This is a genomic window from Nocardia sp. NPDC127526, assembly GCF_042672265.1.
GTDB lineage: Bacteria > Actinomycetota > Actinomycetes > Mycobacteriales > Mycobacteriaceae > Nocardia.
In genome coordinates, this window is record NZ_JBHXVO010000008.1 from 293,393 (window position 1) to 310,879 (window position 17,487).

15 protein-coding genes are annotated in these 17,487 nt (G+C 68.4%); 6 read left to right on the forward strand and 9 right to left on the reverse strand.

Going from position 1 to position 17,487, the window contains the following annotated elements:
• Window positions 1-36: 36 nt before the first annotated feature.
• A complete protein-coding gene (gene leuS, locus ACFVIV_RS17535) occupies window positions 37-2,907 on the reverse strand; it encodes a leucine--tRNA ligase (RefSeq protein WP_379197370.1) in 2,871 nt (956 codons plus the stop codon).
• A gap of 161 nt (window positions 2,908-3,068) precedes the next feature.
• Between leuS and ACFVIV_RS17540 the strand changes: the two genes are divergently transcribed.
• The 3 genes from ACFVIV_RS17540 (at window position 3,069) to ACFVIV_RS17550 (ending at window position 5,593) form a co-directional block, all read left to right on the forward strand.
• On the forward strand, window positions 3,069-3,476 hold the full coding sequence (locus ACFVIV_RS17540; protein WP_379197372.1) for an SdpI family protein: 408 nt from the start codon (window positions 3,069-3,071) through the stop codon (window positions 3,474-3,476).
• 94 nt (window positions 3,477-3,570) lie between these two features.
• Entirely contained in the window at window positions 3,571-4,389 is an 819-nt protein-coding gene (locus ACFVIV_RS17545) for an alpha/beta fold hydrolase (protein WP_379197374.1), read from the forward strand.
• Window positions 4,390-4,507: 118 nt separating this feature from the next.
• The gene (locus ACFVIV_RS17550) at window positions 4,508-5,593 is read left to right on the forward strand and encodes a serine hydrolase domain-containing protein (RefSeq protein WP_379197376.1); all 1,086 of its coding nucleotides are present in this window, start codon (window positions 4,508-4,510) and stop codon (window positions 5,591-5,593) included.
• A gap of 71 nt (window positions 5,594-5,664) precedes the next feature.
• Here the strand turns inward: ACFVIV_RS17550 and ACFVIV_RS17555 are convergent, their stop codons facing one another.
• The 4 genes from ACFVIV_RS17555 to ACFVIV_RS17570 form a co-directional block, all read right to left on the reverse strand.
• Window positions 5,665-7,725, reverse strand: a complete 2,061-nt coding sequence (locus ACFVIV_RS17555) for a PhoX family protein (protein ID WP_379197378.1) — start codon at window positions 7,723-7,725, stop codon at window positions 5,665-5,667.
• A 143-nt stretch (window positions 7,726-7,868) separates the two neighbouring features.
• Complete coding sequence (locus tag ACFVIV_RS17560) at window positions 7,869-8,594, reverse strand: amino acid ABC transporter ATP-binding protein (protein ID WP_379197380.1); 726 nt, start codon at window positions 8,592-8,594, stop codon at window positions 7,869-7,871.
• Window positions 8,591-10,417, reverse strand: a complete 1,827-nt coding sequence (locus ACFVIV_RS17565; RefSeq protein ID WP_379197382.1) for an ABC transporter substrate-binding protein/permease — start codon at window positions 10,415-10,417, stop codon at window positions 8,591-8,593. Before ACFVIV_RS17565 ends, ACFVIV_RS17560 begins: the two co-directional genes overlap by 4 nt.
• Before the next feature lie 45 nt (window positions 10,418-10,462).
• Window positions 10,463-11,236, reverse strand: coding sequence for an LLM class F420-dependent oxidoreductase (locus tag ACFVIV_RS17570; RefSeq protein ID WP_379197384.1), 774 nt, complete (start codon window positions 11,234-11,236; stop codon window positions 10,463-10,465).
• Between the two features lie 185 nt (window positions 11,237-11,421).
• Between ACFVIV_RS17570 and ACFVIV_RS17575 the strand changes: the two genes are divergently transcribed.
• Complete coding sequence (locus ACFVIV_RS17575) at window positions 11,422-12,501, forward strand: ABC transporter ATP-binding protein (RefSeq protein WP_379197386.1); 1,080 nt, start codon at window positions 11,422-11,424, stop codon at window positions 12,499-12,501.
• A gap of 25 nt (window positions 12,502-12,526) precedes the next feature.
• Here the strand turns inward: ACFVIV_RS17575 and ACFVIV_RS17580 are convergent, their stop codons facing one another.
• Window positions 12,527-13,018, reverse strand: coding sequence for a winged helix-turn-helix transcriptional regulator (locus ACFVIV_RS17580; RefSeq protein WP_379197388.1), 492 nt, complete (start codon window positions 13,016-13,018; stop codon window positions 12,527-12,529).
• A gap of 128 nt (window positions 13,019-13,146) precedes the next feature.
• Here ACFVIV_RS17580 and ACFVIV_RS17585 point away from each other — a divergent pair, with 128 nt between their 5' ends.
• On the forward strand, window positions 13,147-14,316 hold the full coding sequence (locus ACFVIV_RS17585; RefSeq protein ID WP_379197390.1) for a thiolase family protein: 1,170 nt from the start codon (window positions 13,147-13,149) through the stop codon (window positions 14,314-14,316).
• Here the strand turns inward: ACFVIV_RS17585 and ACFVIV_RS17590 are convergent.
• The gene (locus ACFVIV_RS17590) at window positions 14,301-15,308 is read right to left on the reverse strand and encodes a helix-turn-helix transcriptional regulator (RefSeq protein ID WP_379197392.1); all 1,008 of its coding nucleotides are present in this window, start codon (window positions 15,306-15,308) and stop codon (window positions 14,301-14,303) included. The genes ACFVIV_RS17585 and ACFVIV_RS17590 overlap by 16 nt on opposite strands.
• Window positions 15,309-15,371: 63 nt before the next feature.
• Here ACFVIV_RS17590 and ACFVIV_RS17595 point away from each other — a divergent pair, with 63 nt between their 5' ends.
• Window positions 15,372-15,779 carry a VOC family protein gene (locus ACFVIV_RS17595; RefSeq protein WP_379197394.1) on the forward strand — a complete coding sequence of 136 codons (408 nt, stop codon included), beginning with the start codon at window positions 15,372-15,374 and terminating at the stop codon, window positions 15,777-15,779.
• A gap of 11 nt (window positions 15,780-15,790) precedes the next feature.
• Here ACFVIV_RS17595 and ACFVIV_RS17600 read toward each other — a convergent pair whose 3' ends face one another.
• Window positions 15,791-16,126: a hypothetical protein gene (locus ACFVIV_RS17600; RefSeq protein ID WP_379197396.1), complete on the reverse strand. Its 336-nt coding sequence runs from the start codon at window positions 16,124-16,126 to the stop codon at window positions 15,791-15,793.
• A 49-nt stretch (window positions 16,127-16,175) separates the two neighbouring features.
• The gene (locus ACFVIV_RS17605; protein WP_379197398.1) at window positions 16,176-16,706 is read right to left on the reverse strand and encodes a hypothetical protein; all 531 of its coding nucleotides are present in this window, start codon (window positions 16,704-16,706) and stop codon (window positions 16,176-16,178) included.
• Window positions 16,707-17,487 lie beyond the last annotated feature (781 nt).

A 17,487-nucleotide genomic window follows, 5' to 3' on the forward strand; every position in this document is an offset into this window, starting at 1 on the left:
TTCGACGGGGCCGCGAGTGTGTCGCAGGGGAAATCGTCAGGCGACGATGTTCACCAGGCGGCCGGGCACCACGATGATCTTGCGGGGATCCTTGCCGCCCAGCAGTTCCGCGATCTTCTCGTCCGCCAGGGCGGCGGCCTGCACCGCGGCCTGATCGGCGTCGGCGGGGACGCTGACGCGGCTGCGGACCTTGCCGTTGACCTGGATCGGGTACTCGACCGAATCCGCCACCAGCAGCGCCGGATCCGCGATCGGGAACGGGCCGTGGGCCAGGGATTCGGTGTGGCCCAGGCGTTCCCACAGCTCCTCCGCGATATGCGGGGACATGGGGGCCAGCATGAGCACCAGCGGCTCCACCACCGAGCGCGGCGCGCCGTCCGGGTAGGTCTTGGTCAGATGGTTGGTCAGCTCGATCAGCTTGGCGCCAGCGGTATTGTCGCGCAGGTTGGCCAGATCGTCGTCCACGCCTGCGATCGTCTTGTGCAGCAGGCGCAGGGTTTCCGGGGCCGGCTCGGACTCGGTGGCCTTGACCGCGCCGGTCTCCTCGTCCACCACCAGGCGCCAGACGCGCTGCAGGAAGCGGTGCGCGCCGACGACGTCCTTGGTGGCCCAGGGGCGGGAGGTGTCCAGCGGGCCCATCGACATCTCGTAGAAGCGGAAGGTGTCCGCGCCGTACAGATCGCACATCTCGTCCGGGGAGATGGCGTTCTTCAGCGACTTGCCGATCTTGCCGTACTCCTGGAACACCTCGGTCTCGGTGCCGGATTCATTGGTCCAGAAGAACTTTCCGTCGCGTTCCACGACCTCGGCGGCGGGAATGTACGCGCCGCGCTCGTCGGTGTAGGCGAAGGCCTGGATGTAGCCCTGGTTGAACAGGCGGCGGTACGGCTCGTAGCCGGTGACATCACCCAGATCGAACAGGACCTTCTGCCAGAAGCGGGCGTACAGCAGGTGCAGCACCGCGTGTTCGACGCCGCCGACGTACAGGTCCACGCCGCCCGGATCCTTGGGGCCGTGGATGGCGGGCTTGGGGCCCAGCCAGTACTCCTCGTTCTCCTTGGCGCAGAACGCTTCGGTATTGGTCGGATCCGCGTAGCGCAGCTGGTACCAGGAGCTGCCCGCCCAGTTGGGCATGACATTGGTGTCGCGGCGGTACTGCTTGGGGCCGTCGCCCAGATCCAGGGTCACGTTCACCCAGTCGGCGGCCTTGGCCAGCGGCGGGGAGGGCTCGGAGTTCGCGTCGTCCGGATCGAAGGTGACCGGGGCGAAGTCCTCCATCTCCGGCAGCGTCACCGGCAGCATGGATTCCGGCAGCGCGTGCGGTGCGCCGTTCTCGTCGTAGACGATGGGGAAGGGCTCACCCCAGTAGCGCTGGCGGGCGAACAGCCAGTCGCGCAGCTTGTACTGGATCTTGCCGTGACCGTGGCCGCTGGCCTCCAGTTCGGTGATGACCTTGGCCTTGGCGGCCTCGATATCCAGGCCGTCCAGGTAGCCGGAATTCACCAGCGGACCCTCGCCGGTGTAGGCGGCCTCCGAAACATCGCCGCCCGCAACCACTTCCAGGATGGGCAGGCCGAAGGCGGTGGCGAAGTCCCAGTCGCGCGCGTCGTGGCCGGGCACGGCCATGATGGCGCCGGTGCCGTAGCCGCTCAGCACGTAGTCGGCGATGAAGACGGGCATGCGGGCGCCGTTCACCGGGTTGGTGGCGTAGGAGCCCAGGAAGACGCCGGTCTTCTCCTTGTTCTCCTGGCGCTCCAGATCCGACTTGGCGGCAATCGACTTGCGGTAGGCGGCAACGGCTTCCGCCGGGGTGTCGGCATCGCCGAAGGTCCAGCGGGCATCGGTGCCCGCCGGCCAGGTGGCCTCGGTCAGGCGGTCCACCAGTTCGTGCTCGGGGGCCAGCACCACATAGGTCGCGCCGAACAGGGTGTCGGGGCGGGTGGTGAAGACCTCGATCAGCTCGGAGCCGGCCTCGAACTTCACCTGCGCGCCGCGCGAACGCCCGATCCAGTTGCGCTGCATGGACTTGACGTTCTCCGGCCAGTCCAGCTCGTCCAGATCGTCGACCAGGCGATCGGAGTAGGCGGTGATGCGCATCATCCACTGCCACAGGCGCTTGCGGAACACCGGGAAGTTGCCGCGCTCGGAACGGCCGTCCGCGGTGACCTCCTCGTTGGACAGCACCGTGCCCAGGCCCGGGCACCAGTTGACCATGGAATCGGTCTGGTAGACCAGGCGATGGGAGTCGATCAGGGCATTGCGCTCGGCCGGGCTCATATCCGACCAGTCGCGGCCGTTGTCGGAGCGCTTACCGGCCTCGAACTCCTCGATCAGCTCGCCGATCGGGCGGGCCTTGCCCAGCGCCTCGTCGTACCAGGCGTTGTAGATGCGCAGGAAGATCCACTGCGTCCACTTGTAGTACTCGGGATCGGTGGTCGCGAAGGAGCGGCGGCGATCGTGGCCCAGGCCCAGGCGATCCAGCTGCCGCTGCATGGTGGCGATATTCGACTCGGTGGTCACCCGTGGGTGCGCGCCGGTCTGCACCGCGTACTGCTCGGCCGGCAGGCCGAAGGCGTCGTAGCCCAGGGCGTGCAGCACGTTCCGGCCGTGCATGCGGTGATACCGCGCGAACACGTCGGTGGCGATGTAGCCCAGCGGATGCCCGACGTGCAGGCCCGCGCCCGACGGGTACGGGAACATGTCCTGGATGAACAGCTTGTCGGCGGGGGTCTCACCGGCCAGCGGGCCGACCGGATTGGGGGCGTAGAACGTGCCCCGGTCCTGCCAGGTCTGTTGCCACTTCTTCTCCACCTGCCCGGCGAGGTCGGCGTTGTAACGGTGTGCAGGAACGTCGCTGGTCCCCGCCGCGGCCGCGGTGGGCGTATCGGTCACACGTGAGTCCTGCACGGTCCTGCCTTCTTGTTCCTAGCCGATCCCCGGATAAGGTCGCTCACCAGGGTAAAGCGTGCGTACCTTCACACCCAAAAGAGGTCCGACCGTCCGGTCCGTACCCGCGCACTCGCGGGGCAACCGATTCCCCCCGCCCCGCCGCCGGTAGATTGGACCCCGTGTTCGTGGTGGCGCTCATCCTCTTCGCTCTGTCGGCGGTGGCCGTTGTCACCGGACTCCTCGGCCTGACCGGGACCCTCCCCGGCAACCGCTACTTCGGAGTCCACTCCGAAGCGGCGCTGAAAACCGAGGAGAACTTCAAGCTGGCCAACCGCGTGGCCGCCCCTACCACCATCATGGCCGGCGTCCTCCTCGCCGCCAGCGGCGCGGTGGCCCTCGTCGGCTCCGGCATTCCGGGCCTCCTGATCCCGGCCGTCGCCGTGGTCATCGCCGTCTTCACCCTCGGCGCCGGCGCGGCCGCCGCCGAGAAGGCCATGGCCGCCACCGCCCCCGCCGAGGACATCGGCGGCTGCGGCAGCTCCTGCGGCGCCTGCTCCCTGCGCGACGCCTGCCAGCCCGCAAGCTGAGTTCTTCCCGTTCATGACCTCCGCGGTCATGGACGGCCCGGCTCGGTGACAGCACAGTGGGACCTGTCCAGTCACCTAGACCCGGAGGATCCCCATGGCGCAGTCCGCCCTTGCGACCGAACTCGGCGTCGTCGAAGGAACACTCGGGCACGGCCTGCCCTACCTGGCATCGGGATCCGGACGCCCACTGGTGTTCCTGCGCTGGTTCACCCCGGATTTCGCCAATCCCACCGGCTGGATGCGGGATTCGGAGCTCAAAACCCTGCGCCCGTTCGCCGAGCGATTCCGCGTCTACGCGGTGAACCGCGCGCCCGGCACCTCGGCGGGCACCACCATGGCCGACGTCGCCGCCCAGCACGCCGACGCCTTGCACGCGGAATTCGGCGAGCCGGTCGACGTGATCGGCGTCAGCTCCGGCGGCTCGATCGCCCTGCAACTGGCCGCCGACCGCCCCGAGGCCGTGCGGAAGCTGGTGACCGTCTCCTCGGGATACCGGCTCGAGCCGCACGCCCGGGCCGCACAGCTGAACTACGCGGAAGCGGTCGCGGCAGGCCGTCGCGGACTCCACCACGGCGCGGCGATCACCATCAAGAATCCGGCGTTCGCCCGCCTGGCCGCACCACTCATGTGGCTGGTGGATCCGTTCGTGCGCCCCAAGGACCCCGCCGCCATGCTGAACTTCATCCGCGCCGAAGACGGCTTCGACCTGACCGACCGTCTGAGTGAAATCACCATGCCGACACTGGTTCTCGGCGGTGACAGCGACGCCTGCTACCCGATCGAGAACTTTCGCCGCACCGCCGAGGGCATCCCGGACGCCCGCGCGATCATCTATCCCGGCGCGTCCCATCTGAATGCCATCAAGGACCACCGCCTGATCGCCGATGTCCTGAAATTCCTCACCACCGACTGAATTTCGGTGTCAGCCGCTCTGTCAGGCCGGTGACTGCTCGGTGTCAGGACGGCAGGCGAATGTTGCTCCCGTGATCAGGTCCCGCCAGGGGACAGCGGATTCGAAGGAGCGCAACGCCATGACCATCAACCTCACCGACCAGGATCGCCCGGAACTGCGAAAGGTCCTGCGGGACATGATCGCGGCCGGTTTCACCGGGGTGTCGCTGCGGGTGTGCGACGAGCAGGGTGAGTGGGCCGCCAGTGCCGGGGTGGCCGAGCTGGGTGGGAACGCCGAGCCGCCGATCGACGGGCACGTCCGGATCGGCAGCAATACCAAGACCTTCACCGCGACCGTGGTGCTGCAGCTGGTGGCCGAGGGCCGGATCGAGCTGGATGCCCCGGTGGCCGGATACCTGCCCGAGCTCGGGCTGGACGAGCGGATCACGGTGCGAATGGTGTTGCAGCACACCAGCGGAATCTTCAACTTCACCGGTGAGTACTTCGAGGACGGGACCGTGGTGCCCGGCATTCCCGCCACCACCGCGGGCAAGGAGTGGGTGGACAACCGGTTCAAGACCTACACCGCGGAGGAGCTGGTGCGGTTCGCGCTGGCCAAGCCGGCGCGCTTCGAGCCGGGCGCGGACTGGAGCTACTCCAACACCAACTACGCCCTCGCCAAGCTGCTGATCGAGAAGGTCACCGGCCGTTCGTTCGCCGCGGAGGCGCAGCGGCTGATCATCGGGCCGCTCGGGCTGTCGGGCACTGTGGTGCCGGGCACGGATACCGAGGTCCCCGAACCGCACGCCCACGCCTACTACCGCTACGACGATCAGACCGTCGATGTCACCAGCCAGAACCCGTCCTGGATCTCCAATGGCGGCGACATGATCTCGACCACCGCGGATCTGCGCACCTTCATCGCCGCGCTGGTGGGCGGCAAGCTGCTGCCGGCTGCGCTGCTGGCCGAGATGCTCACCCCGGAAGCCAAGGTCGGCTACGGCCTGGGCGTGTTCGTGCAGCCGCTCGCCGGAGGCGGCACCGTCATCACCCACAATGGCGGGGCCGCGGGGCACGGCGCGCTGATGTACAGCACGCCGGACGGCGGCACCATCCTGACCGCGGCGCTGAACTACATCGACGACGCCGACCTGTCGCTGGCCCCGGCGTTCCAGGCCGCGACGCAGCAGCTCGTCGACGCGGTGTTCGGGGGCGAGCAGGACTGAGATCTCGACAGCAGCGAGGGTGGACCGGCTCCGAGCCGGTCCACCCTCGTCATGCGTTGTGCCCCTGGGGACTACACGCCGATCTCGCCGCCCTTCTTCCAGACCGCGACCACGGACGGACGCGGCTGGTTGGCGCCGCCGTCGGGCCAGTGCGAGGAGGGCTTGTCGGCCGAGGCGCCGTCGGTCTCGCCCGGGTGCTGGACGCAGACCAGGACCCGGTCCTTGGTGATGATGGGGCCGCAGGTCTCGGCGCCGATGGGAACCGTGAGGAACTGCTTGGTCTCACCGCGCTTGTCGCCCTCGAGGGCGACCGAGAACAGGCCGTCATTGGACTTCAGGGCATTGCCGTCGGTGGAGATCCACAGGTTGCCGTGCGGGTCGAAGGCCAGGTTGTCCGGGCAGGAGATGGGGCTGACCTTGGTCTTGTCGAAGCCGGCGAAGTAGGTGTCGGCCTCCTTCGGGTCGCCGCAGACCAGCAGCAGGGACCAGGTGAACGCGGTGCCCTTGTGGTCGTCGACGAGCTCGAGGACCTGGCCGTTCTTGTTCTGCTTGCGCGGGTTGGCCTCGTCCACGCCGGCCTTGCCCTCGTCGCCGCGGTTCTTGTTGTTGGTCAGCGCGACGTAGACCTTGCCGGTCTTGGGGTTGGCCTCGAAGTCCTCGGGGCGGTCCATCTTGGTGGCGCCCACCTTGTCGCCGGCCAGGCGGGTGAAGACCGCGACCTCCTCGGCGGTCATGCCGTCGACCAGCGACTTGCCCTTGCCGTCGGCGCCGGTCTCCAGCAGCGGAATCCACTGGCCCTTACCGGTGAAGCCCTGATCCGAGGGGACCTTGCCGCTGCCGTCGATCTGATCCGGGTGGTCGCCGGTCAGCTTGGCGACGTACAGGGTGCCGTGATCGAGGATGGTCATGTTCGCCTTGCGCGCGGCGGCGGTGTCACCCTTCTCGATCTTCTTGGCGGACACGAACTTGTACATGTAGTCGAAGCGCTCGTCGTCGCCGGAGTAGGCGACCACGGTGCCGTCCTCGGTGACGTGGATATTGGCGGCCTCGTGCTTGAACCGGCCCATGGCGGTGTGCTTGATCGGGGTGGAGGAGGGGTCCCACGGATCCACCTCGACCACATAGCCGAAGCGGTTGGACTCGTTCGGCTCCTGCGCCACATCGAAGCGCTTGTCGAAAGTCTCCCAGCGCCGGGGCATTTCGCCCTGGCCCGCGCCCGGGTGGCCGAGGCCGTAGCGCTTGCCGCGCGCCTGCGCGGCCGGATCGGCCAGCACGCCGGCGAAGTACTGGTTGAAGTTCTCCTCGCCGGAAAGCACGGTGCCCCACGGGGTCACGCCGCCGGAGCAGTTGTTGAGGGTGCCGAGCACCTTGGTGCCGGTCGGGTCGGCGGAGGTCTTGAGCAGGTCGCTGCCCGCGGCCGGGCCGGTGAGAGTGAACTCGGTGGTGCCGGTGATGCGGCGGTTGTACTCGCCGATGACCGGGGTGAGCTTGCCCGAGCCGGCCTCGCCCTTGACGCCGACCACCGAAAGCCCGTGCGCGGCAAGGGCGATCTCGAACTGCTCGCGGGTGGGCGCATCCGGGTTGTAGCCGGCGAACATGAACGGCTCGGTGGTGTATTCGTGGTTCACCACGAGCAGGAATTCATTGTCCTTGCCGGGGACCGGCAGCAGCGCCGCGAAGTCGTTGTTGAAACCGAACTGCTTGGCCTGGGCGGCGGCGGTCTGCTTGGCGAAGTCGAACTGCGGCGCGTCCTTCAGCACGGGATCGCCCCAGCGAATGACCACGCCCTGCTCGTAGCCCTCGGGGATGACGACCGCGTCTTCCTTGTTGGGCGCGACGGCGGTGAAGTCGGTGCCGGCTCCGGTGCCCGCCTCGGCGGCGGTATTGGTGGTGGTGTCGTCGCCACAGGCGGCGAGCACGCTGCCCGCGCCGACGGCGAGCACCACCGCCGCGCCGCCCTGCAGTACGCGGCGGCGCGACATGGCGGCGACGATATCGCCGAAGTACTCGTTCTTCGAGTCGTTGGGGACCTCGTGGAAGCACGCGTTGCCACACTTGTACTGGCAGGTGACCGACGCACGCGAGGACGCGCCGTCGTGCTTCACGAAGAGGGCCAGGGGTTTCAGAGTCACTGCATGCTCCCAAGTTCGGTCGTTCGGGCGCACGGTAACCAGGTTAGGAGAGCCGGAGGAGACGGCCAGGTGAACAACCGACCAATTAGGTTGCCCTTAGTTAGCCGGAGGGATGCGGCAGCCGCCGCATCCCGCCTCCGGTCTCAGAGCACCTGGGAGAGGAACTGCCGCAGGCGCGGCGTCTCCGCATTGTCGAACAGTGCGTCCGGGGTACCGGTTTCGACCACCCGACCATGATCCATGAAGACCACCTGATCGGAAACCGAACGAGCGAAACCCATTTCGTGGGTCACCACGACCATGGACATACCGCCCCGCGCCAGCTCCGCCATGAGCGCGAGCACGCCCTTCACCAACTCCGGATCCAGCGCCGAGGTGGCCTCGTCGAAGAACATGAGCTGCGGTTTCATGGCCAGCGCCCGCGCGATGGCCACGCGCTGCTGCTGTCCGCCGGACAGATTGGCGGGCCGCACATCGGCCTTGCCCGCCAGCCCGACGGACTCGAGCTGCTCCAGCGCCAAGGCGCGCGCCTGCTCCTTGGACAGGCCGTGCAGCTTGCGCGGACCCAGCGCGATGTTCTCCGCGACGGTCATGTGCGGGAACAGATTGAAGTGCTGGAACACCATGCCGATCTTGCGGCGCAACTCGTCCGGGTTATCCCGCAGCACCGACTTCCCGTCCAGCAGGATGTCGCCCTTGCTGGGCTCGTGCAGCCGGTTGAGCACCCGCAGCAGCGTCGACTTGCCCGAGCCCGAGGGCCCGATGACGGTCGTGGTCTTGCCCGCGTCGACGTGAATGTCCACGCCGCGCAATACCTCGTTGCCGCCCAGCGTCACATGCAGCCCGGTACCGGTGAGGGAGGCACTCATGCTCCACGCCCTTCCGTGATCACGGCCTGCTCGACCGGGTCGATGGCCTTCTCGTCGCGGCCCGTGCGCATCCGGTTGTCGATGTAGTTGACCAGATGCGTGAGCGGAATCGTCAGCACCAGATACACCAGGCCCGCCGCCACCAGCGGCGATAGATTTCCGGTCTGCGCATTGAGATCCCGGCCCACCGCGAACAGTTCGCGCTGGGTCGCCAGCAGGCCCAGGAAGTAGATGAGCGAGGAATCCTTGATGAGCGCGATGAACTGGTTCATCAGCGCCGGCAGCACCCGGCGCACGCCCTGCGGAATCACCACCAGGGTCATGGCCTGCCGGTAGCCGAAGCCGATGGCGCGCGCCGCCTCCAGTTGGCCCGCCTCCACGGACTGGATGCCGGAGCGGAAGATCTCGCCGATATAGGCCGAGGCCAGCAGGCCCAGCGCCACCGCGCCCAGCCAGTACGGATTATTGCCGGTGAGGTTCTTGACCACCGGGCCCACGCCCAGGCCGATCAACAGGATGATGACCACCGCGGGCAGGCCGCGGAAGATATCGGTGTAGACGCGGGCCGGCCAGCGCAGCCAGCGCGTGCGGGAGATGCCCGCGACCGCCAGCATCATGCCGATCACCGTGCCGAGCACGCCCGAAACCACCGCCAGGATCAGGGTATTGGGCAGACCGGTCTTGATCAGGTCCGGGAAGGCCTTCTTGTAGAGCTCCCAGTCGAAGAAGGTGTCCTGCAACTGCGCCAGCGTCGACTTCGGCTGCACCGCCGAGTTGTCCGGCTTGCCGTCGGCATTCTGGGCCGCGATGGCGGCGAAGTCCGGAAGCTGCGGCGCGGGAGCGGCTTTCGATCCCGGCTTCCAGCCCGGCGGCAGCTCCCGCGGCACCCAGTCCTCGTAGAGCCGGCTGTAGGTGCCGTCGGCGATGACCGCGTCCAGCCCGGCATTGAGCGCGTCGATGAGCGGCTGATTGTCCTTGCGCACCGCGTAGCCGACGAAGTTGTTGAGGCTGAAGGTGTTCTGCACGATCGAGGTCGGATCGCCCGGCTTGATGGCGCCCACCGCCTGCGCCGACGGAGCCACCCAGGCGTCGATCTGCCCGGTCTTCAGATTCGCGTACGCGGTGTTGTAATCGGGGAACTTCACCGGATCCAGGTGCAGTTCATTGACCACGTACTCGTCCTGCACGGTGCCCTGCACCACGCCGATGCGGGTGCGGCTGTTCAGGTCCGAGAAGCCTTGGATGGCACTGCCGTTCGGCACCACCAGCGAGAAGTAGCCGAAGTCGTAGCCATTGGTGAAGCCGACGGTATTGCGGCGCGCGTCGGTGGTGGTGATATTGGACGAGCCGACATCGAAGCGGCCATTGGCCACCTGCGCCAGCAGGCCGGCGAACTCGGTGCCGGTGAACTCCACCTGTAGGCCGAGTTTGGCGCCGATGGCCCGCAGCAGCTCATTGTCGAAGCCGGTGAACGCGCCCTTGGAGTTCACGCAGATGCTCGGCGGCGCGTCCGAGAGCGTGCCGACGCTGAGCTTGCCCGGCGTGATGAGGCCGAGCTTGCTCACGTCGACGCGATCGAGCGGTTCGGTGCGCGCCGTCGTGTACTTGTCCGAGGACGGCGTCTGCGGACCGGTCGCCAGATTGGTGGGCGCCGCGCTGGCGGCCGACAGCCCGGGCGGCGAACAGAGGTCGGTGCTCTGGGCCACTGCGGGCCCGGCTCCGATCGTCGCCAGCCCGAGAGTGACCAGCAACACCCCCGCGACCGCCAGTACGCGAGGTCGCCGACCTATATGCCGGGACCTGGACGTGCGCAAGCAAACCATGACAAACCACCCTAGTGGGGGTGGTGGACATGTCCAGAGTTGCGGTCAGTCAGAGTTCTGGTCGCGCCAGCGAATGGCTTCCTCGACCCCGCTCAGGTCGTACTTCGGGCCGCTGGAACCAATCGTGAACAGCGACACTCCCTGTTCCACGTACGCCGCGGCCTGCTCCGGACCCGGCCAGCTCACCGACTTCTCGATGGCCGCCGCGTCGGTGCCGACCTCCGCGCAGTGCTCGGCCAGAATGCCGGTCTTGCGCCGCAGCACCTCCAGATCGGCGAAGCTGTGCCAGATATCGGCGTACTGGGCGACCAGGCGTAGCGTCTTCCGCTCGCCGCCACCGCCGATGAGGATGGGGATCTCGCGGGTCGGCTGCGGGTTCAGCTTGGCCAGGCGGTCGGTAATGCGCGCCATATAGTCCTTCAGCAGCGCCAATCGCGTTCCGGGCGTACCGAAGTCGTAGCCGTACTGGTCGTAGTCCTTCTGGAACCAGCCCGCGCCGATGCCCAGGATGAGACGGCCGTTGCTGATGTGGTCCACGGTGCGCGCCATATCCGCCAGCAGATCCGGATTGCGGTAGCCGCCGCCGGTGACCAGCGCACCCAGCTCGACCCGCTCGGTCTGTTCGGCAATGGCGCCGAGCATGGTCCAGCACTCGAAGTGCGCGCCCTCGGGATCGCCGGTCAGCGGATAGAAATGGTCCCAGTTGAAGACGATGTCGACGCCGGCGTCCTCGGCCCGGCGCACCGCATCGCGAATCAATCCGTAGTCGGGCGCGTGCTGCGGCTGTAGTTGAACTCCGATACGAACCGATCGGCTCATGTACATCCTCTTTTCAGGGATCCGGTATCGCGAGACCCATTCGAGGCTACTGCCTTCGTATCGACTCCGCCCGGACTGTTCGCCCGCCGCGAACTACCATCGTGCCCGGAACCGGTACCACGCCGGAGCCATCCCTCTACTACGGATCGTCCGGCACGTTCCTGCCGGTGAAGGGTTGCACCACCATGGCAACAGTGACTTTCGACCAGGCCACCCGGCTGTACCCGGGCTCGGCCAAACCCGCCGTCGACGCCCTGAACCTGGAGATCGCCGACGGCGAATTCCTGGTTCTGGTCGGCCCCTCCGGCTGCGGCAAATCCACCTCGCTGCGCATGCTCGCGGGCTTGGAGGAGGTGAGCGACGGCCGAATCCTCATCGGGGACAAGGACGTCACGCACGCCGAGCCCAAGGAACGCGATATCGCCATGGTGTTCCAGAACTACGCGCTCTACCCGCACATGAGCGTCGCCGAGAACATGGGCTTCGCCCTCAAGATGGCCAAGGTCTCCAAGGCCGAGCGCGATCAGCGCGTGCGCGAGGCCGCCAAGCTCCTCGACCTGGAGCAGTACCTGGAGCGCAAGCCCAAGGCGCTCTCGGGCGGTCAGCGCCAGCGCGTGGCCATGGGCCGCGCCATCGTGCGCCAGCCCCAGGTGTTCCTCATGGACGAGCCGCTGTCCAACCTGGACGCCAAACTGCGCGTGCAGACCCGCACCCAGATCGCGCAGTTGCAGCGCCGCCTCGGCACCACCACCGTCTATGTCACCCACGACCAGGTCGAGGCCATGACCATGGGCGACCGCGTGGCCGTGCTCAAGGACGGCCTGCTGCAGCAGTGCGCCTCCCCGCGCGACCTGTACCGCAATCCCGCCAACCTGTTCGTGGCCGGCTTCATGGGCTCCCCCGCCATGAACCTGTTCACCCTGCCGATCGAACAGGGCGTCCTCATGCTGGGCGGCTGCCCGCTGCCGCTGCCCCGCTCGGTCGCCGATGTCACCGGCGGCACCGTGGTGGTCGGCATCCGGCCCGAGCACCTCGAGCCCACCGGCAATGGCACCGGCATTGCCATGGAGGTGGACGTGGTGGAGGAGCTCGGCTCCGACGCCTACATCTACGGCCGCACCCTGGGCGCGGTCGGCGGCGACGAAACCATTGTGGCGCGCGCGGATTGGCGCAACCCGCCCGCCAAGGGCACCCGCCTCAACCTCGGGGCCGGAGCGGAGCACATCTACTTCTTCGATCCCGCCGACGGCCGCCGGCTCAACTGATTCGATACATCGACCGGCGTCGCCCTCACCGTCGGGGGCGGCGCCAGTTCTTGTTCACGCGAACACGCAGATTCTCCAGCGGCACTTCGTGTCCGGCGGCGCTGCGCAGTTCCACGCGCACCGGTTCGCCGGTCGAATCCTCGAGCCGCTCCAATGGCGGCGTGCCGTCCTGCAGGTATTCATCACCCCACTGCCACAGGGCGACGACGGCGGGGAGTAGATCCAAACCCATTCGGGTGAGCGCGTATTCGTGCCGGGTGCGCTTGCCCTCTTCCTGATACGGCCGCTTCTCCAGCAGCCCGGCCTCGGTCAGCTTGCGCAGGGCGCTCGACGCGGCCGCATCGGTGATGCCCACCCGGCTCGCGAAACCGTCGAACCTGCTGGTGCCGTAGTAGGCCTCGCGCAGGATGAGCATGGCCGACCGGGTGCCCACGATGTCCAGCGCTTTGGCGATGGAGCACGAGTCGGGCTTCCACGCGCTCAGGTCTTTGAGCGGTCCTTCCAGTACCAGCGGCATGGTGCACATCATACCCGAGCTGACTTGCCTTCAGTATTGCCAGCTCCTACTCTGACTTTAGAGCAACGAAGCCAGCTGGGGCTCGGGGGCTGCGCCCCCGACTCCCCACCCTTCTGGAAGGGATCTCCATGAGAGACGCAGTCATCGTCGAGGCGGCACGCACGCCGATCGGCAAGGGCAAGGCCAATGGGGCCCTGCACGGCGTACATCCGTCCGATCTGTTCGCACACAGCCTGCGGGAAGTGGTGCGCCGCAGCGAGATCGATCCGGCCCTCATCGACGATGTGATCGGCGGCGTGGTGACCGCCGTCGGCGAACAGGGCTCCAACCTCACCCGCCGCGCCGCCCTGGCCGCGGGTTATCCCGAATCCGTCCCGGCCACCACCGTGGACCGCCAGTGCGGCAGCAGCCAGCAGGCCATCCACTTCGCCGCACAGGGCGTCATCGCCGGGGCCTACGACATCGTGGTCGCCGGCGGCGTGGAATCCATGAGCCGAGTTCCCATGGGCGCCAACCTCATCGGCGCGGAGGACATCAGCGGGGTCGGCTTTGCCGAGCGGTATCCCGAGGGCTTGGTCCCGCAGGGCATCAGCGCCGAACTCATTGCCGCCAAGTGGGGCCTGACCCGCACCCAGCTCGACGAGTTCGCCCTCGCCAGCCACGAGAAGGCCGCCGCCGCAACCAAGAACGGCTCCTTCGAATCCCAGCTGCTCCCCCTCGCCGGTCTCACCGCCGATGAGGGCATCCGGATGGGCAGCACCCTGGAAACCCTCGCCGGCCTGCGGCCCGCCTACTACAGCGAGGAGATGGCGGCCCGCTTCCCACAGATCGGCTGGAATATCACCGCCGCCAATGCCAGCCAGATCAACGACGGCAGCTCGGCCGTCCTGATCATGACCAGCGAGCGCGCCGCCCAGCTCGGCTTCCGCCCGCTGGCCCGCCTGCACAGCTTCGCCGTGGCCGGTGACGATCCGCTGCTCATGCTGACCGCCGTCATCCCCGCCACCCGAAAGGTCTTGCGCCGCAGCGGTCTCGACCTCTCCGACATCGATCTCTTCGAGGTGAACGAGGCCTTCTCCTCGGTGGTCCTGGCCTGGGCCAAGGAAACCGGCGCGGATATGTCCAAGGTCAATGTGAACGGCGGCGCCATCGCCCTGGGCCACCCCCTCGGGGCCTCCGGCTCCCGCCTGGCCACCACCCTCGTGCACGCCATGCACGAGCGCGGCGCCCGCTACGGCCTGCAAACCATGTGCGAGGCAGGCGGTCTGGCCAACGCCACCATTTACGAACGCCTCTGATCCGCACCCGGCCCGCCGCTCGCCTCGGCGCAGCGGCGGGCCAAGCGCGCGAAGGCCTCCTGCAGGGCAGGCGGCCCGACGACCTCGATATCGGCGTCGAACCGGCAGAACGCGGCGGCCAGCGCGGGCCATGACCATGAGCCCAGCACCATCCGGCAGCGGTCCGCACCGAGTTCCTCGACCAAGCCCTCGCGGGTGAATTCGAGAACCACCGCGGCGGGGAGGTCGAGGATCACCTCGCCCCGGCACGGCCAGCCGCCGGTGCCGTCGGAGCCCTGGAACCTGCTCGCCACGAACGCGGCCACCTCCCCGCCCGGCAGCGCACGCGGATCGAAGCGCGGGCCCGTGGGAATACGCGGGGTGATCCGGTCCGCGCGGAAGATGCGCCAATCGCCGCGATCCAGATCCCAGCCGACGAGATACCAACGCCCGCTCCAGGTTACGAGGTGATGCGGTTCCACTCGGCGGGGTGGCACGAGAGCACCGTCCGGCTGCGCCCCCGCCGCCGAGGCATAGTCGAACCGCAGCACCTCGCGGGCGTGCACGGCCGCACCGAGTGTCATGAGCACCGCGCTGCCGACCTGCGGGCCGGGCCGAACCTCGGCGCCCGGCACGGCGGTGACCTCGAGCATGTCGATCCGGTGCCGCAATCGCGCGGGCATGACCTGCCGGACCGTGGTCAGCGCCCGCGCTGCGGCCTCTTCGATGCCCGCCCCCGAGGTGGTGGCCAGGTGCAATGCCACCGCGAGCGCGACGGCTTGGTCGTCGTCGAACAGCAAGGGCGGCAATTCTTTTCCCGCGTCCAGGCGATATCCCCCGTCCGGACCCTTGATCGCCGCGATCGGATACCCGAGTTCACGCAGGCGGTCGACATCGCGGCGCACCGTGCGCGGGCTGATGCCCAGCCGATCGGCGAGCAAGGCTCCCGGCCAGTCCCGGCGGGACTGGAGCAAGGAGAGCAGCGCCAGCAAGCGCGCTGAGGTCTTCGGCATGAATCCGATTCTCCCCAGGGAAGAGGACACATCCTGTCCTCTTCCCTTGCGAGGGTGGTCCCCATGTCCATCAACACCGTGACCCACCTGAACTTCCGCGGCGAGGCCCGCGCCGCGCTGACCTTCTACCAGTCCGTCTTCGGCGGCGAAACAATCGTCGTGACCTACCGGGACGCCGGAAACGTCCGGACTCCCTCCGATGCGGACCATGTGATGTGGGGTCAGGTGACGGCCGCCGACGGCTTCCGCGTCATGGCCTACGACGTGCCCGCGGCCATGCCGTGGGAGCCCGGCACGAACTCGTTCTTCGTGTCGGTCCGCGGCGACAAGACCGAGGAGATCACCGCCTGCTGGGAGAAGCTCGCCGACGGAGCGGCCATCGTCCAGCCCCTGGGCGCGGCACCGTGGGCGCCGCTCTACGGAATGCTCCGAGACCGATTCGGCGTCACCTGGGTGCTGGACGTCGCGTGAAAGCCGTTATCTCACACCGATATCGCGATCATCGCGGCCAGTAGACCCAGCACCCACGACAAGGCCAGCAGCGGGAAGGCCACCAGCGCCGTCGGCCACGCCCGCTGCCCCAATCCGCGCGCCTGAAACATCCAGAGCGGAACGACCATGAGGGTCACGACAATCCCGAACCAGGCGATCGCGTACGCGACGGGCAGGTACCGGGCCTGGCCCGGCTCCCGGACCAGGCCCTCGTACTCCGGGACGAAGGCCGCCAGCACCCAACCCGCGGCGCACGCGAACAGGTAAATCAGCGCCGCGACAACAAGATCGGCCCAGCCCCATGGCGGCCGCCGCCACTCCGCCATACCTCCAGCATCCCCCGGTCTCCGGGGGATGCACCATCGTCGGCCGGACTCACACGAGGAAGAATCCGATCGCACCGCACACGAGGATGATCGGGAGCGCGAGGGCGGACCAGATCCAGGCTTTGCGGCCGGTCATGGCGGCGACCGCGGTGACGACCAGCGCTCCCATCAAGGCGAGGGACATGCCGCCGCCGGCGATGAGCAGGCCCAGCAGGGCCGAGCTCGGCGGACGCTGTACCGCGCAGTCGACCGAGAAGTCCCGCGCCACCACGGTGCACTTGTTGTGGATCAGGTCGAAGACCTTGCCGAACAGGGCATAGGACCAGCCCGCGACCGCCAGGACGTCCACCACGAACAGCAGTGCGCCCAACAGCACATCCTTGCGCCGCAGCGATGCGGACGCGACCGGCGGCGCGGCTTCCGCGGCGGAATCGCCCGGGCCGCTGTCCATTCGGGCAATCGGTGCGCGCTGGGTGGGGCCATCCACATCGAAAGATTCACCGGTGGCCACCGGATACTGCTGCGGCAGTTCACCACTCGTATTCGGCCCGAATGCCGGAGCGCCCGGTCCCCGCTGCACGGGCAGGCCGCCCGTTCCCGGTCCGCGCTGTACGGGCAGACCACCGGTTCCCGGGCCGCCCGCGCCCGGATGTGAAGGCGGGCCACCGGGACCCGACGGCCGCGAACGGTCGCCCGGGCCCTGAGGAGGTGCGCCACCCGGACCATGCCCCGGTCCACCCGGACCTCGTGCAGGTCCGCCCGGACCTGACACAGGTCCGTCGGGACCCTGCGGGCGCTGCGGGCCACCGGGCATCGGGTGCCCCGGACCGCCCGGGCCCTGCGGACCACCCGGCCCCCGCGGATGCGCGGGAGCACCCTGATCCTGCGGACCACCCGGCCCTCGCGGATGCGCGGGAGCGCCCTGATCCTGCGGACCGCCCGGGCCTCGCGGATGCGCGGGAGCACCCTGATCCTGCGGGTGCCTGGGGCCCTGCGGATGCGGCGGACCACCCGGGCCCTGCGCTCCTTGTGGACCACCCGGGCCCTGATGACCGCCCGACCCCTGCGGTCCCTGATGACCACCCGACCCCTGCGGACCACCCGACCCCTGCGATCCCTGTGGACCACCCGGGCCTTGAGATCCTTGTGGACCGCCCGGCCCCTGCGGACGGCCCGGCCCTTGCGAATTGCGTGGTCCGCCCGAATGCGGCGGCTGCCCCGACCCGCCCGGATGCTGCGGCTGTCCGGGCCCGCCCGGATGCCGGGCCTGTGCCGGATCACCCTGCTGCGGTGGCAGATCCGGGCCGCCCGAGATGCGGATCTGACCCGGGTCGCCGAGGCCGCGCGGGTACGGCGCATCG

Bases quoted from the DNA above. Each gene is read 5' to 3' on its own strand.
- ACFVIV_RS17545 (WP_379197374.1), top strand. From the start codon at position 3,571: ATGGCGCAGTCCGCCCTTGCGACCGAACTCGGCGTCGTCGAAGGAACA.
- ACFVIV_RS17550 (WP_379197376.1), top strand. From the start codon at position 4,508: ATGACCATCAACCTCACCGACCAGGATCGCCCGGAACTGCGAAAGGTC.
- ACFVIV_RS17560 (WP_379197380.1), bottom strand. From the start codon at position 8,594: ATGAGTGCCTCCCTCACCGGTACCGGGCTGCATGTGACGCTGGGCGGC.
- ACFVIV_RS17565 (WP_379197382.1), bottom strand. From the start codon at position 10,417: ATGGTTTGCTTGCGCACGTCCAGGTCCCGGCATATAGGTCGGCGACCT.
- ACFVIV_RS17570 (WP_379197384.1), bottom strand. From the start codon at position 11,236: ATGAGCCGATCGGTTCGTATCGGAGTTCAACTACAGCCGCAGCACGCG.
- ACFVIV_RS17575 (WP_379197386.1), top strand. From the start codon at position 11,422: ATGGCAACAGTGACTTTCGACCAGGCCACCCGGCTGTACCCGGGCTCG.
- ACFVIV_RS17580 (WP_379197388.1), bottom strand. From the start codon at position 13,018: ATGCCGCTGGTACTGGAAGGACCGCTCAAAGACCTGAGCGCGTGGAAG.
- ACFVIV_RS17585 (WP_379197390.1), top strand. From the start codon at position 13,147: ATGAGAGACGCAGTCATCGTCGAGGCGGCACGCACGCCGATCGGCAAG.
- ACFVIV_RS17590 (WP_379197392.1), bottom strand. From the start codon at position 15,308: ATGCCGAAGACCTCAGCGCGCTTGCTGGCGCTGCTCTCCTTGCTCCAG.
- ACFVIV_RS17595 (WP_379197394.1), top strand. From the start codon at position 15,372: ATGTCCATCAACACCGTGACCCACCTGAACTTCCGCGGCGAGGCCCGC.
- ACFVIV_RS17600 (WP_379197396.1), bottom strand. From the start codon at position 16,126: ATGGCGGAGTGGCGGCGGCCGCCATGGGGCTGGGCCGATCTTGTTGTC.